11 protein-coding genes are annotated in these 15631 nt (G+C 53.3%); 5 read left to right on the top strand and 6 right to left on the bottom strand.

What is annotated here, in order from left to right:
* Positions 1 to 57: 57 nt before the first annotated feature.
* The 4 genes from KTT_RS03035 to KTT_RS03020 all read right to left on the bottom strand — a co-directional run bounded on the left by KTT_RS03035 (position 58) and on the right by KTT_RS03020 (position 5798).
* Complete coding sequence (locus KTT_RS03035) at positions 58 to 2103, bottom strand: acetyl/propionyl/methylcrotonyl-CoA carboxylase subunit alpha (protein ID WP_126594584.1); 2046 nt, start codon at positions 2101 to 2103, stop codon at positions 58 to 60.
* 90 nt (positions 2104 to 2193) lie between these two features.
* The gene (locus tag KTT_RS03030) at positions 2194 to 3012 is read right to left on the bottom strand and encodes an enoyl-CoA hydratase-related protein (RefSeq protein WP_235845582.1); all 819 of its coding nucleotides are present in this window, start codon (positions 3010 to 3012) and stop codon (positions 2194 to 2196) included.
* A gap of 27 nt (positions 3013 to 3039) precedes the next feature.
* Entirely contained in the window at positions 3040 to 4026 is a 987-nt protein-coding gene (gene corA, locus KTT_RS03025) for a magnesium/cobalt transporter CorA (protein ID WP_126594583.1), read from the bottom strand.
* Positions 4027 to 4190: 164 nt separating this feature from the next.
* Positions 4191 to 5798 (bottom strand): carboxyl transferase domain-containing protein, encoded by a 1608-nt coding sequence (locus KTT_RS03020; RefSeq protein WP_126594582.1) that lies wholly within the window; start codon positions 5796 to 5798, stop codon positions 4191 to 4193.
* A 607-nt stretch (positions 5799 to 6405) separates the two neighbouring features.
* Here KTT_RS03020 and glmU point away from each other — a divergent pair.
* The 4 genes from glmU to KTT_RS03000 are packed head-to-tail and all read left to right on the top strand — an operon-like array spanning position 6406 to position 11076.
* The gene (gene glmU, locus KTT_RS03015; protein WP_126594581.1) at positions 6406 to 7842 is read left to right on the top strand and encodes a bifunctional UDP-N-acetylglucosamine diphosphorylase/glucosamine-1-phosphate N-acetyltransferase GlmU; all 1437 of its coding nucleotides are present in this window, start codon (positions 6406 to 6408) and stop codon (positions 7840 to 7842) included.
* An 8-nt stretch (positions 7843 to 7850) separates the two neighbouring features.
* Positions 7851 to 9308: a hemolysin family protein gene (locus KTT_RS03010; protein ID WP_126594580.1), complete on the top strand. Its 1458-nt coding sequence runs from the start codon at positions 7851 to 7853 to the stop codon at positions 9306 to 9308.
* Positions 9309 to 9313: 5 nt separating this feature from the next.
* A complete protein-coding gene (locus KTT_RS03005) occupies positions 9314 to 10246 on the top strand; it encodes a hydroxymethylglutaryl-CoA lyase (RefSeq protein WP_218030818.1) in 933 nt (310 codons plus the stop codon).
* Positions 10243 to 11076, top strand: a complete 834-nt coding sequence (locus KTT_RS03000) for an AAC(3) family N-acetyltransferase (RefSeq protein WP_126594579.1) — start codon at positions 10243 to 10245, stop codon at positions 11074 to 11076. The genes KTT_RS03005 and KTT_RS03000 overlap by 4 nt, the downstream gene beginning before the upstream one ends.
* A gap of 84 nt (positions 11077 to 11160) precedes the next feature.
* On the opposite strand, the gene KTT_RS02995 is transcribed toward KTT_RS03000, so the two are convergent.
* Positions 11161 to 12621: a S41 family peptidase gene (locus KTT_RS02995; RefSeq protein WP_126594578.1), complete on the bottom strand. Its 1461-nt coding sequence runs from the start codon at positions 12619 to 12621 to the stop codon at positions 11161 to 11163.
* Positions 12622 to 12873: 252 nt separating this feature from the next.
* Positions 12874 to 13506, bottom strand: coding sequence for a translation initiation factor IF-3 (gene infC, locus KTT_RS02990; protein ID WP_235845581.1), 633 nt, complete (start codon positions 13504 to 13506; stop codon positions 12874 to 12876).
* A gap of 449 nt (positions 13507 to 13955) precedes the next feature.
* On the opposite strand from infC, the gene KTT_RS02985 reads away from it, so the two are divergent.
* Positions 13956 to 15557 carry a DUF255 domain-containing protein gene (locus KTT_RS02985; RefSeq protein WP_126594576.1) on the top strand — a complete coding sequence of 534 codons (1602 nt, stop codon included), beginning with the start codon at positions 13956 to 13958 and terminating at the stop codon, positions 15555 to 15557.
* The last annotated feature ends 74 nt before the right edge of the window (positions 15558 to 15631 follow it).

Genomic DNA, 15631 nt, shown 5'->3' with positions numbered 1-15631 from the left:
CCGTTAGGGCTTCTGAAGGGCGTTTCGATCGGTGGGAGGGAGGACAGTTAAGCGCTTTTAGCTATCCTCCTCCATCTCGACGACGACCGCGCCACCCTGCACCACGGCACCTTCTGTATAGTAGATGTGTTTGACCTTGCCCGCGTAAGGTGCGGTAATAGCGTGTTCCATCTTCATTGCACCAAGGATCACCAATACCTGGTGCGCTTCTACTATATCACCATCCTGGGCCTGGACTTTGACGATAGTACCCGCCATGGGAGCGGTCAGGCTTTTTTGCTTATGGGCTGCGCCTGCTCCATGAGCCGCGCTATCCACCTGCGGAGGTTGATGTTTATAGAGGCGATAGTGCTGTCCTGCCAGCGCGAGTTGTACCTCTGACTGGCCCGATTGTACACTGATCGCCTGTTGCCCGGTCCGGGTGCGCAGGATGAGCCTCTGCTGACCGGCGCTGATGCCTGTCACATCCTGAGTTGCTCCCCCATCAATGCTGAGGCGCCAGATTGTTGGATCAGCAGGAGAGGGCTGGATCGCGACCTTGTAATCACGATCTTTATATGTATAGGTGAAGGTGCGGCTGCTGCCTGCTACCCGCCAGGGTCCCACTTTCTGCCAGGGATTATAGTGATCGTATCGCCCATCGCTACTGGAGATAGGCGTGAAGGGTTGGTTGTGCTTTTCTTGTTGCAGTTCGCTAATGGCCGCCGCCATCAGGATGGTATAGGGCAGATGCTGATCTTCTTCATCGCTGGCCGTGGTGGCAAGCAGGCCATGCTGGTCCAGAAAACTGGTGGTGGTCGCGCCATCTCTGAATGCCGAATGTATGCTGATGCGATGCAGGAGCGGAATGTTGGTGGTTACTCCAAAGATGGCGCACTGCTCCAGCGCGGACCGTAAGCGAGCGATGGCCGCCTGGCGATCTTCACCATAGACAATCAGCTTGGCGATCATCGGATCATAATACTGGGTGATCTCATCGCCAGCCTTGACGCCGCTATCAAGGCGTACACCAGGACCTTCAGGTGTGATAAAGCCGCTAACGACGCCGGTGGATGGCAGAAACTGCTGCTCTGGATCTTCCGCGTAGAGCCGTGCCTCGATCGCGTGCCCGCGCGATGTAATATCTTTCTGTGTCAGGGCCAGGGGTTCACCGGCCGCGATGAGCAGTTGTTGCCGTACCAGGTCAAGTCCAGTGACCAGCTCGGTGACGGGATGTTCTACCTGCAAACGTGTATTCATTTCCAGAAAGTAAAAGCGTGCATCGGCATCCAGCATAAATTCCAGTGTGCCCGCGTTGACATAGCTGGCCGCCTGCGCGATGCGAATGGCCGCGCGTCCCATCTCATCGCGCAACTCCGGGGTGAGCGCCACTGAAGGGCTCTCCTCGATGATTTTTTGATGGCGGCGCTGGATCGAGCATTCGCGCTCGCCCAGATGGATGATATGGCCATGCGTATCGGCCAGGATCTGAATCTCGATGTGGCGTGGCTGTTGCAGGTAGCGCTCAAGAAATACGGTCCCATCGCCAAAGGCTGCCTGCGCCTCGCGCCTGGCTCCGGCCAGTTGTTCTGGAAACTCCTCGGCCCGTTGTACGACGCGCATTCCCTTACCACCGCCACCGGCCGAGGCTTTGATGAGGAGGGGGAACCCGATGTTGAGCGCCTCCTGCTGCAATACCTGCGGATCCTGACTCTCTCCACTATAGCCAGGGACCGTTGGCGCATCGACCTGGCGCGCCAGTTGCTTGGCGGCGATCTTTGAGCCCATCAGACGCATGGCGGCGGCCGAAGGACCAATAAAGACGATCCCGGCCTGTTCGCAGGCCTCGGCGAATTCGGCGTTTTCGGATAGGAAGCCATAGCCCGGGTGGATCGCCTCCGCTCCGCTGCGGCGGGCAACCTCCAGGATGGCGGCTGTATTCAAATAGCTCTGGCTGGCAGGCGCTGGTCCGATCAGGTAGGCCTCGTCGGCACACAATACATGCTGAGCGTGCTGATCAGCCTCGGAATAGACCGCGACGCTGCGGATGTTCATCTCACGGCAAGTCGCCATGATCCGAACTGCAATCTCACCTCGATTGGCAATAAGAATTTTCTTGAACATAGTTCCCTTATCAACCTGATGCAAAATCATCTGGCCTCATCGGCCTTGATTTAGTATAGCCCCTCCCGCAGTTAACAGGAGAGGTGGTTACTATTTTTCTTTCGATCCCTGTGAGGATATGGCAAAACGTGGAGGGCGCTTCTCCAGAAATGCTCGCAGTCCTTCCTGTCCCTCTGAACTGACGCGTAGCTGGGCGATGGCCTCAGCTGTATAACGACGACCATTTTCAGTATCCATCTGCCCCACCTGGAGTGCCAGGGCCTTGCAGGCGCGGATGGCCTGAGGTCCTCCACTGAGCAGTTCATTGACGGCACGCGAGACAGCATCGTCAATATGTTCCATGGGCACGACCGAATGTACCAGACCAATTTCATGGGCGCGGGCCGCGCTGAAACGCTCACCAGTGACGAACAGGACGCGAGCCATATTCTCGCCAATTTTGCGCAATACATACGGTGAAATAACGGCGGGCGCGATGCCAAGCTTCACTTCACTAAAAGCCAGGCGGGCATGCTCAGCCGCGATCACAATATCGCACACGGCGATCAGTCCCACACCACCCCCCAGCGTATCGCCATTGACACGCGCGATGACCGGGCAGGGAAAAGAATTGATCGCGTGTAGCATATCCGATAGCCGTAGAGCCTCCTCGATATTCTGGGCCGCCGTATAATCGACAGCTTCCTGCATCATCTTAATGTCGGCGCCGGCGCAAAAGGATTTGCCCTCACCTGTCAGAATCACGCCATGGAGTTGCCCATTTACACTGAGCTGCGTAAAGACCTCAGTTAGCTCCTGGATCAGGTGCGCATTGAGGGCATTGCGCACCTGAGGACGCCGTAGCGTGACGACGGCGATCCTGTTCTCAAAGCTATAATCCACACTCAAGTGTTGAAATATCGCGGCCAATTCCTTTCCCTCCTTCTCAATTGAAGCCTATATCCATTTTCGATGATGGAAATACCAGATTTGCATAATCGTTACCAGTGCCATAAAGAGCAGGACAAACCAGAAGTTAAAGCCCGCATCGTGATCCACCTGGGGGGAATGCCCGAAGTTCTGACCAAAGACGCCTGTGACGAAAGTAATTGGCAAAAATATGGTTGAGATCAATGCCAGTTGCTTCATAATCTCATTCTGACGATTGGCGACCGTTGTCAGATAGACGTCAAGCAGGCCACTCATAAGATCGCGATATGAATCGAGTACCTCAAAGGTACGCACCAGGTGATCATGGACATCGGCGAAGTACGGCTCAACCTCGGTTGGGATTGTTTCGCCAGTGCGTGTAATCAACGAGTTCGACACCTCCACCTGGGGACTGATGACGCGTCGCATCTGTGCCAGCACGCGCTTCATGCCAAAGATGCGTTTCTGGGTATCCTGGCTATCCTGCTCGACCGTCGCGTTCTCCAGTTCATCAACCAGGTCATCGATCTCATCCAGTACTGGAAAGTAGCTATCAACCAGCGTATCCAGTACCTGATGGAGCAGATAGGGAACGCCCAGTCGCATCAAGCAATCTTCCGAATCATCTTCACGAGTCGCCTGCCATAACTCTGCGAGCCAGGGGAGCGGATCGGGATGGATCGTAATCAGGAACTGCTTGCTAAAAATAATATCTAACTTTGGCGTCGCTGCCTCTACCTCATCACCATCAAATTCCAGGCCGTGGACAACCAGGTAAAAGTAATTGTGCTGGCTAGTGAGCTTGGCGCGCTCCCCTTTTTCCTGTATCTTCTCGATGGTTAATGGTTGTAAATGAAATTCTTCTGTCAGTAAATTACTATATTTTTCTGGACAATGCTCTGTTTGAATATCGAGCCAGATCGTAGCATGGGGATCTTGTAGCGCATCATGCAATTGCTCAAGCGAACAATCGCCTATCAACGATCCCTCCCGCCAGACAATACACTGTTGCATACTTTTCGCTGTACCCTTCCTGACAAGATCGTTCTACAAACCTGAGAAAGAAGAGCGCATGTCTATCCTGAAGCAGGAAATGGCAACCGCTCTTGACCCTCAAATGATATACGCAACGGGTAGAGTATTTCGCTATCTCAGGCAGTCAGTTGTAGTTGTACAGCTTACATCCTGAACACGCCGAAGGGCGTCTCAGGTATTGGAGCGTTAAGCGACGCCGCGATGCCCAGTCCCAGAACAGTGCGCGTATCACGTGGATCGATGATGCCGTCGTCCCACAGGCGCGCGGTACTATAGTAAGGATTGCCCTCCGCCTCATACTTGTCCAGGATGGGTTGCATAAAGCTGGCTTCTTCTTCTGGACTCATAGATTTACCGCGTGCCGCCAGCCCTTCTTTGCGTACCGTTGCCAGTACCGTTGCCGCCTGCTGACCTCCCATCACCGAGATGCGCGCGTTTGGCCACATCCAGAGCTGATGAGGCGAGTAGGCGCGTCCACACATGCCGTAGTTGCCCGCTCCGAAGGAGCCGCCGATAATTACCGTGAACTTGGGAACCGCCGCTGTAGCGACCGCCATTACCATCTTGGCGCCATCTTTGGCGATGCCCCCATTTTCATACTGACGCCCCACCATAAATCCAGTAATGTTCTGCAAGAAGATTAAAGGCGTCTGGCGCTGCTCGCACAGCTCGATAAAGTGAGTCGCCTTCAATGCGCTCTCGGAGAAGAGGATGCCGTTGTTGGCGATAATACCGACGGGAAAGCCCATCAGACGCGCGAATCCGCACACCAGGGTCGTGCCGTACAGCGCCTTAAACTCATGAAAGTCGCTACCATCCACCAGGCGAGCAATCACCTCGCGCACATCGTAGCTGCGGCGATTATCGCCCGGCACAATACCCAGCAGATCATCGGCCGCGTAGCGTGGCTCAACCACCGGCCGAATCTCCCACGGAATATACTTGCGCCGATTGAGGTGGGACACGATGCTGCGGCAGATAGCCAGGGCATGTTCATCATTGAGGGCGTAATGGTCGGTCACCCCCGACGTACGGCTGTGCACGTCGGCTCCGCCTAGATCTTCCGCCGAGACCTCTTCGCCTGTGGCAGCCTTCACCAGGGGAGGGCCGCCGAGGAAGATCGTGCCATTGCCGCGCACAATCACTGTTTCATCGCTCATTGCCGGAACGTAGGCCCCGCCGGCGGTACAGGATCCCATCACCGCCGCGATCTGAGGAATGCGCTTGCTAGACATGCGCGCCTGATTATAGAAGATACGCCCGAAGTGATCGCGGTCGGGGAATACCTTTGCCTGCAATGGCAGGAAGGCGCCGCCCGAATCGACGAGGTAGATACACGGAAGATGATTCTGTTCCGCAATTTCCTGCGCGCGCAGATGTTTTTTGACTGTTTCTGGATAATACGTCCCGCCTTTAACCGTGGCATCGTTGGCCACGATCATGCACTCCTGGCCCTCAACCAGGCCAATACCGGTCACGATACCGGCGGCAGGCGCATCGTTATCATACATATCCCAGGCTGCCAGCGGGCTGAGCTCCAAGAAAGGTGTGTTGGGATCGCAGAGAAGTTGAATGCGTTCACGGGCGAGTAGCTTATTGCGTTTGCGGTGCTTAGCGATGGCGTTCTCGCCGCCACCCTGCTGAACGCGTTGAATATTGAGGTTCAGTTGTTCGATGAGCTGCTGGAAATATTGCCTGTTCTCCACAAAATCGGGGCCATGACGATCTATGTGGGTTTCGATGACTGCCATAGTGTCTATATCCTCTCAACAACGATGATAGAATAGGATTTTTGTGTTTATTGTTGCGCGTCATTGCGCTGTAAATGAGCATATCATCCAGTCCTGTGCCCGTCAAGAGAGTATGTGACAGGGTGTCAGGCTCCCTCTTCTGTCGGGGCCTGAGCGCCCCCGCACGCGCGTCCGCTGCGCGGCCGCCATTTTTTTAAGGAAGGAGTTGGTGCCATACAACAGGAGGTGCAGTCGCACCTCCTGTTGTATGGCACCAACTCCTTCCTTTTCAATTACGTGAGCGCCATAGGTGCGGCCGCCATAGGTATTATATATGTGGGTTGAGGCAAAAAACGCGCGTCAAACGCGCGTTTTTTGCCTCAACCCACATATATAATACCTTTTGAGCGCCGTAGGCGCGTAGAGTCAGGGGCCGGAGGCACGAATCGCTGGCGAGAGCCGCCACCCTCCTGGTGGCACAAGGTTTGGTTGACAGAAAGCTTTCCTTTCGTGTACTATACATGTGTAAAAGTAGGGATTAAGCTGATCTAGTTGAAAAATAAGCAACTATTTTTACATGTTCCCTCCAGAAATCATATAAAAATATAAAGGGTTTGCGAAACAAACTATGAATAGATATGCGACCGTCGTCCTTGCCGCAGGCAAAGGCACGCGGATGCGTTCAACGTTGTCAAAGCTCCTTCATCCACTGGCGGGTCAGCCGTTATTATCTCATGTGCTCAAATCTGTTGAGGCTATCCCTTCCACCTCTGTCTTTGCTCCCTGGGGTGACAGTGTTACTACATCGCGCCCTGTAGTGGTTCTGGGCCACGAGGCCGAGCAGATCTTGTCCGTCTTTGGTGAGCGTTGCCAGTATGCGATGCAGCATGAGCAGCTAGGTACTGGTCACGCTGTACTTGCGGCTCAAGAGACCGTTAATGCGCTGGATCCATTGCCCGATACCGTGCTTGTCTGTTACGGAGACACACCGCTGGTGAGAAGCGAGATGCTGGCCAGTGTGCTGGCTGAGCATCTCACGCAGCAGGCCACCGTGACGTTTTTGACCGCCGATGCCGATCCTTCATCAGACTATGGGCGTGTTGTTCGTGACAGCCATGGGCAGGTGAAAGAGATTGTGGAGGTTAAGCGAGCCACCCCCGAGCAGCTACAGATCATCGAGGTCAACTCGGGTGTCTATTGCTTTGAGCGAGCCTGGCTGTGGGAGTCTCTGCAGGCGCTGCCGCGCAACGCCAGTGGCGAATATTATCTGACCGACCTGATCGCGGTCGCAGGAGCGCAGGAGCGTAGAATCGCCACCGTGAAGGGTTCGTTAGATGAGACGCTGGGAATAAACAATCGCGTGCAACTGGCTGAGGCCGAGCAGGTTATGCGTCACCGTATCCTTGAGCGTCATATGTACGCCGGCGTCACCATCATCGATCCAGCGTCGACCTACATAGACGACGAGGTTCAGATTGGGACCGACACCGTTATCTTGCCGGGTACAATGATCACGGGTCAGACAACCATCGGCTCCTGGTGTAAGATTGGTCCGTCGACAACTATTTATCAATCTTCCATTGGGGATCGCTGTGTCATTCGCAACTCGGCGCTTGAGCAATCCGTATTAGAGGAAGAAGTAAGTATGGGCCCATTTAGCCATTGTCGCCCGGGGGCACACCTGGCGAGTGGTGTAAAGATGGGCAATTACGCGGAAGTTAAAAACTCGTATCTTGGCGCCGAAACAGATATGCATCATTTCAGTTACATGGGTGATGCAACCGTTGGTGCCCATGTCAATATCGGTGCGGGAACCATTACATCCAACTATAATGGCCTCACCAAACAAAAGTATCGCACAACGATTGGCGATAACGCCTTTATCGGGTGTGATACCGTGCTGGTACCCCCTGTAACCGTTGGTGAACACGCCATGACCGGGGCCAGCGCGCTCGTTAATAAAGATGTTCCACCCCACACGTTAGTGTATGGTGTTCCAGCACGACAGGTGCGTACGTTGCCAGTATCGGAAGATGGGGCAACGGATGGTGGCAAAAAGGAATAGGTGTATATATGGACGGCCCTGGCTTATCGAGCTTAGCCGCCAATATTAATTTTCACACATCGCAATTTGATGCACAGGCCTGGCTCCAGTTGATTATCATGCTGGTCGCGTTAGTGCTCTGTGCATTGGCTTCGGCCGCTGAGACCGCCTTTACCTCGGTCAACCGCATCAAGCTAAAAAATCTGGCCGAAGAGGGCGATACGCAGATGCTTAAAATTGAGCGTCTGTTAGCTGAGCCAAATGTTTTCCTCTCAACGATTCTGATTGTCAACAGTGTTGCTGTGGTGGTGGCATCCAGCATGGCAACGGTCTTAACGCTGCGCTTCTTTTCCGCCTCCCTGGGTGAAGTAATCTCTTCTGTGGCTACCTCACTGGTGGTTTTAATTTTCTGTGAGATCTCACCTAAAACGGCTGCTGTGCAGAATCCCTTGCGTTGGGCTCGCTTCTTCATTGATCCGGTGCGCGCCGCCGCATGGGTCTTGCGGCCAATCGTCTGGTTGCTCAGCGCGATCACTTCGGGCCTGGTGCGTCTACTGGGAGGCCAGATGAAGCATCGTGGGCCATTCATCACCGAAGACGAACTGCGCCTGCTGGTAACTGTGGGTGAAGAGGAGGGCGTCCTCGAAGAAGAAGAGACCGAGATGATCCGCAGCATTTTTGAGTTCGCTGATACTACCGTGCGTGAAGTGATGGTGCCGCGTATCGATATGGTGACGCTACCCAGCACTGCGACGGTCAACCAGGCTGTAGACCTGGCTATGCAGGGCGGCTTCTCTCGTATCCCGGTCTATGAAGCCTCCGTTGGCATGGATGATATCCTGGGTATTCTGTACACCAAGGATATGCTGCGCCAGCTGCGTGAAAATCATGGTTCACTGCCGGTACACAATCTCGTGCGCAGCGCTTATTGTGTACCAGAGACCAAGAAGCTGGATGATCTCTTGCGCGAGTTGCGTCAGAGTCGCACGCATATGGCCATGGTCATCGATGAATACGGTTCGGTGGCAGGACTGGTCACCATTGAAGACCTGATGGAAGAGATCGTGGGCGATATTCAGGATGAATACGACCATGAAGAGAAGCTGTTTGAGGTTGTAAATGAGAATGAGTATATCATTGACGCCAAAATGAGCATTTACGACTTCAACGAACTGATGAAAACCGACATGGATGATAGCGACTACGAGACGTTGGGTGGCTTTGTCTATGCGCAGTTGGATAAGATTCCTGGGGTTGGGGATACCATCACGTTTGAGAACCTCACCCTGACCGTCCTGGCGACGCGGGGACGCCGTATCCTCAAGATACGCGTGTGCGTGAAGAGCCAGCAGCAGCAGGAAGAGTCAGATGTGTTGTTGCTACCTGCTCCAGTTGAGGAAGAGCCGCAGGCATCTGAAGATAAGAAGGTGGAAGATAAGGGCGATCTGACTGAACAGCCGTCTCGTTTCGAATATAAAGGTGCGTAAAGAGTATGCAGTTAGTGAACGCAACATTGCCAGATACGGTTCGGATCGTGGAAGTAGGGCCGCGCGACGGTCTGCAGAACGAAAAGAGCCAGATTCCAACCGAGCAGAAAATCAAGTTTATTCAATTGCTGGCCGAAGCTGGTCTGCCGGTGGTTGAGGCTACCTCGTTTGTCAGCCCGCGCGCTATTCCCCAATTGAGCGATGCCGCAACAGTGATGACCTCGTTGCGGCGTCAGCCAGCGGTTGAATATCCCGTATTGGTGCCCAATCTCAAAGGGATGGAGCGCGCCCTGGAGTCTGGAGTGCGTGCTGTTGCTGTTTTTACCGCTGCCAGTGATAGTTTTACCCGCCATAATATCAATGCCAGCATCGCTGAAAGCCTGGCTAATTTTCGCCCTATCCTCGATCTGGCCCGTAAAGAAGCCATCCCGGTTCGTGGTTATATCTCGACTGTCTTTGGTTGTCCCTATGAAGGAGAGGTAGATCCGCACCGGGCCGTTGAGGTAGCAGGCGCACTATTTGAGATGGGGGTCGCCGAAATCTCGTTGGGTGATACCATTGGCGTGGCGAATCCCATGCAGGTTGCCCATGTTCTGAATTTGATGCTGCAGGCGGATATTGAACTGGATCAGATCGGCGTTCATTTTCACGATACCCGTGGGACCGCGCTGGCCAATGTCCTGGTCGCGTTACAGATGGGGGTTACCACCATCGATGCTTCCGCCGGTGGGTTGGGTGGCTGTCCTTACGCTCCAGGCGCGGCCGGAAACCTGGCCACAGAAGATCTGCTCTATATGCTTAATGGCATGGGTATTAAGACTGGCGTTGACCTGGATAAAGTGGTGGAGGCGACGCGCTTTATCGCTCCGTACCTGGATCATCCACCCCTCAGTAAATATTACCAGGCTGCTATCGCCGCGACGGGAAAAGATCAATGACTGTTACCATGAATGATGTGCGCCAGGCCGTAAAAATACTGGGCGTCTCCGGTATGCCTGTGTGCATCCACTCCTCTCTGCGTTCATTTGGACCTGTGGCCCACGGCGCTGAAACCATTGTCTCTGGCTTTCTGGCTGAAGGCTGCACCGTGTTGGTCCCTACCTTTTCAGATGCCGCCTATGCGATCGCTCCACCTGATCGGCCCGCTATGCGGCCGCCGCGCAACGGTATCGACTATACACAGCTCGCTTCCAGAATTTATATGGGAAATAATGCAGTCTATACACCGGCTTCACGTGAGCTGAACATCACCATGGGATTGATCCCAAAGTTTGTTGTTGAGCATCCGCAGCATGTGCGAGGCAATCATCCCTTGAACTCGTTTGCGGCCCTGGGTCCGCTGGCGGAAAATTTGATCGGGGGGCAGGACCCACTCAATGTCTATGCTCCCCTGCATACCCTGACTCTGATGCATGGCTCCATTATTTTGATGGGCGTTGGACTGGAGCGGATGACCTTTTTGCATTATGCGGAGCAGGTCGCGGGCCGTGAGTTGTTCCGCCGCTGCGCCAATGGACCCGATTTTCAGCCCATGCTGGTAGCGGTTGGGAGTTGCTCAGAAGGTTTTGGGAGGCTGGAGGCGGTGCTGGCGCCCGCCCAGCAAAAGCTGAAAGTGGGACAGAGCCTCTGGCAGGCATATGTGGCCGGTGAGACCTTGCAACTGGCGTCCAGCGCCATTCGCGAGCAGCCTGACATCACGCATTGCTCCGACGAGGATTGCCGGCGCTGCAACGACGCGGTAAAAGGAGGGCCGCTCCTCGCGGTATAACATGATCCGGAAAACAGTTTAGTGGGGTTCACAGGGCGGCTAGCCACCCTGTGAACCCCACTAAACTGTTTTCCGGATCAGACCTTATTTTTTTTCTTGAAGGTACTGAATAGCCTTGATCAGCTGGGTGTCCTTACTTTTTAGGATCTGTTGGGCGTTTAAGTTCCCCTGGTTTTCATCGTTGGGGGTCAGGATCGTGCCTGTGGCCGGCAGCTTGACCTCAATATTTGGGGTAATGCCCCCATCGTGTTTATCGGGACTGTTGCGGATAAAGTGGCCTTGAGGGGTCAGCCATTCCTGGGTACCGATTAGCAACTGTGAGCCGTCGGCCAGATTGAAGGGCTGCAGGACCGTACCGGTTCCGTAGGTGCGCTCACCAATGACCGTGGCTCGTCCATTCTCCTTCAGCGAACCGGACACAATTTCAGCGGCACTGGCCGAGTTGCCGTTGACCAGCACAACCATCGGCGATGTCGTATCGACGGTATTGCCCGTCACATCAATGGGGACGCGCTTCCCACTGCTATCCTGCTGCAGTAGAACATGTCCACTTTTAACAAAGAGGCTGGTCATATTGACCGCTTCATTCAAGAAGCCGCCTGGGTTATCACGCAGATCGAGGATGATGTTGGTTGCGCCCATGCTTTTGGCCTTTGCCAGCTGGTCTTTCACCTGTCCAGATACCCCATCAGCAAACTGGACTACCTGAATATGCGCTGTGTGGGTTTCCGGGATATAGTGCATGATTACATTGGGAACATTGATTTCCGAGCGCGTCAACTGGAATGTCCGTGGCTGCGCCTCTCCGGCTCGCTGAACCGTAATGGTAACGTTTGTGCCGACTTTTCCTTGAATCATGCTGCTCACGCCGGCTGTATCTTTACCGGCTGTACTCTTGCCGTTTACCGCGATAATAACATCGCCGTGTTTAATGCCAGCTTTTTCCGCGGGAGAGCCCGGAATCGGTGCCGTTACAATCAACTTACCGCTCGTTTTGTCCTGGCTTAAATAGATCCCAACGCCGGTGAACTTGCCGCTCAACTGCTGATTCTCAGCCTGCGCCGCCTGTGGATCCATAAAGCGTGTATGACCCTTGTCGCCGAGAGTCGCGATCATCGCGTTGATGGCGGCGTAGGACATCTTCTTATAGTCTATGGATTTGCGATCCACATAGTTTTGATCAACTTTATTCCATGCTTGTTGAAACAGGGCTTCATAGGATTGGGAGGGATTATTTTGATTAAAGTAGGCCTCTCCAAAGTACTGGTGCCCGAACCAGCCCCCTAAAAAGGCCACAACAACCAGTGCGACCAGAGCCAGTATGCGACCGAGCATATGTTGGAACCGATGGGTTGTTGATGCCTCATGTAACGGAGGGTAGGTCACAGCTTCTCGTTGATGGGAAGAAAAGTTATTCGCATCTTGCGATGGAAGAAACGGATAATGATCGAAGTCATCTGCCGCGTGCGCATGTGATTGTGGAGATTTCGTTCGATCATCCTCTGGTTGCTGTTCATACCAGCCTGGGTCATCGTATCTGCTCACCAATTGCCTCCTAAGGCACCGTTGCTTTGAGTGCGCTTATGTATTTTCTTGTGATCCTTATATACCCGAATGTTTAGTTCTATCTTAGTGGTCGTTTCTTTAAAAGTCAAATGATCGGAGGGCTAAACAGGTAAAAAAGATGGTATAGTCTTCACGAACTATACCATCTTTTACTGTTTTTCTAGAAATCCACTGTTGAGCAACCTACGAGCGATTGAGATAGGATGCAGTGTATTATGAGGTGAATATGTACTACTGTTCCTGTGATCCACCGGGTGTTTCGGTTGCTTCAGATATTGCAGAAGTCACTGGCGCTTGCTCAGTTGCCGCAGCTGCCTGTGCACTTTTATTCTTACCTGCGGCGGGAGCCGCTTGTTTCTTCGGTGGTTCCCAGCCAGGTGCACGGGAGACGATCATCGACATCAAACGGCCTTCCATTGCCGGGGAGCGTTCGATGGTCGCTATACCTTTTAAATCTTCCGCTATACCGTCTAGCAACTTACGCCCGATATCAGGATGACGCATATCAGGTCCACGGAACTGCACGCTGACTTTTACTTTATCGCCATCAGCTAAAAATTCCTGGATCTTGCGCGTCTTCACTTCTACATCATGGTCATCGGTACGTGGACGCATGCGAATCTCTTTAAGCGTGATGGTCTTCTGGTTTTTGCGGGCCTCGTTTTCTTTCTTGGCCTGCTCGTATTTGTAGCGACCATAGTCCATCAACTTACAGACAGGTGGCATTGCGTGTGGCGAAACTTCGACCAGGTCCAGATTCCGGTCGCGCGCGATATCCAACGCGCGCATAGGAGGCATTACTCCTAGCATCTCGCCATTTTCATCGATTAAGCGTACTTCACGCGTGCGAATGCGTTCGTTCACGCGTGTCTCTCTTGAGCGGTCGTTCCCCCGAAAATCCTTATTAATAGGGCTATTCTCCTCTTCTTAATTTACTAATTGGTAGTTGCGTTCAACAATGAGGTGTCAGGTTCGTGGGGGTATTCTGTAGCAATTAATTTTGCCCAGCACAAAATACCTGCCACAAACGGTCTGTTCAAGTATACTACCTGGAAACGAGCTTTGCAAGTGAACAATAAAATGAGAAGTATAGTTTCTCCGATACATGATCGGCAGGTCATCACTTTTAATGAATAGATAGCTGACGAGATCGTCCCATTCTGGTATAGATGTATTTCATATTGGTGTATAGTAGCAAAGCACATTTTTATGGTATACTTAAAGCCGAACGGATTTTGTTGTATGAGGTATGCCTATCTTCCCACTTTTGACTCCACTATGCAAAACAGGCTTGACACGAAGGAGGCTCTCCTATGAGCGGCAATGTGATCGCCAGCAATTCGTGGTCATTTGCTTCCATGCCTGCGGTATTCCGTTATTCTTCTCATCCTAATCAGGCCCACAAGATTCACTGGCGCGCCTGGAGTAAGGCCGCGTTCGACGAAGCTATCCAGGCGGATAAGCCCATCTTTTTACTGATCTCCTCTGTGTGGTCCCAGGGATGCCAGCTGATGGATGAAACAACGCTGTCAGAGGCTCGTGTAATCGATGTTATTAATGCGGACTATATTCCAATTCGGGTTGATAGTGATCTACGCCCCGACATTAATCAGCGCTACAATCAGAATGGCTGGCCCAGCGTATTGCTGCTCTCAGCCGAGGGGGAGATACTCTGGGGCGGCATGTATGTACCCGCGACAACCCTGCTGTACTATCTGGGTTATATTCGACGATATTATGCGGATCACGGTGACGAGATTTCGGCCCAGGCGTCTGAACTGCAGGAGCAACGGCGCACACGCGCGCTTACGCAGACGCTAGCTGGCTATGACCTGCGCCCCCTGGAATTAGAAGAGCAACTCACTTTACAAGAACTACCGGCTGCGGCCAGCTCTATTCTCATTGATCTCTATGATCATGAGCAGGGTGGCTTTACAATCCATCCCCATCTAAAGTTTCCTCATCCCGATGCGCTCGAGCTTTTGTTAAAAGATGCAGGCAACTATGAACTGGTGCGCTATTCGCTGGTTCAGATGCGTGATGGAGGATTATGGGACCATGAAGAGGGAGGGTTTTTCCGTTATTCCGCCGCCAGCGATTGGAGCATGCCGCATACAGAGAAGATGTTGGATGAAAACGCGGCCATGCTGCGCCTGCTCGTCCTGACGGCCCAGGCCTCAGGGGATCACCAATGGAGCGAACTGGCAAGGCAGTTGATCGCCTATATTAATACGACCCTCTGGCAGCCTGATAAGGGGATCTTCAGTGGTAGCCAATGCGCGGATGAGGAGTACTACGAACCTGGCATGTATTCGCGCGCTTCGCGTATACCTCCACAGGTGGACCATGCCATCTACACATCCTGGAATGCACGCATGATCTCTTCCTACCTGCTGGCTGCGCAGGTATTAGAAGATGCCTCACTGAGCATTCAGGCCCTGCAGGCGCTGGACTATTTATGCACGCATCTTATGCATCGGGACGGCAGTATGCTCCACTATGCCATTGATGGTCAGGCTTCGCTACCGGGCCAGCTGGCCGACCAGGTCTGGATGACGCAGGCGCTGCTGGATGCCTATGCTGTATCGGGCTCAAAACACCATCTGGAGACCGCGATCGCCTTGATGCACTTTAGCTGCCAGGAACTATTAGATCCCGATAGCGGGCTATTCTATGATTATCCGACTGACCCTCAAGCGATCGGGCGCCTTGCCATACGCGAGCAGCCTCTGACCGAGAACGCGCTGGCCGCATCCTGCCTCTTACGTATGTCTGCCTATAGTCAGCGCAAGCATCTGCATGACACCGCCATGCGGGTCCTGATGGGGTGTATGCACAAATACTATCGTACCGGCATCTTAGGTACATCCTATGCCTGCGTGGTGGCGCAGGCTATTGAACAGGGCTGGTTGTGAGACGGATATAAAAGGAGCGCGCAGAACTGGATAGGTTCTGCGCGCTCCTTTTATATCCGTCTCAGTGTGCGATG

It is taken from the genome of Dictyobacter aurantiacus (assembly GCF_003967515.1).
Lineage (GTDB): Bacteria > Chloroflexota > Ktedonobacteria > Ktedonobacterales > Ktedonobacteraceae > Dictyobacter > Dictyobacter aurantiacus.
This window is presented reverse-complemented; position numbering and strand designations above follow the sequence as displayed.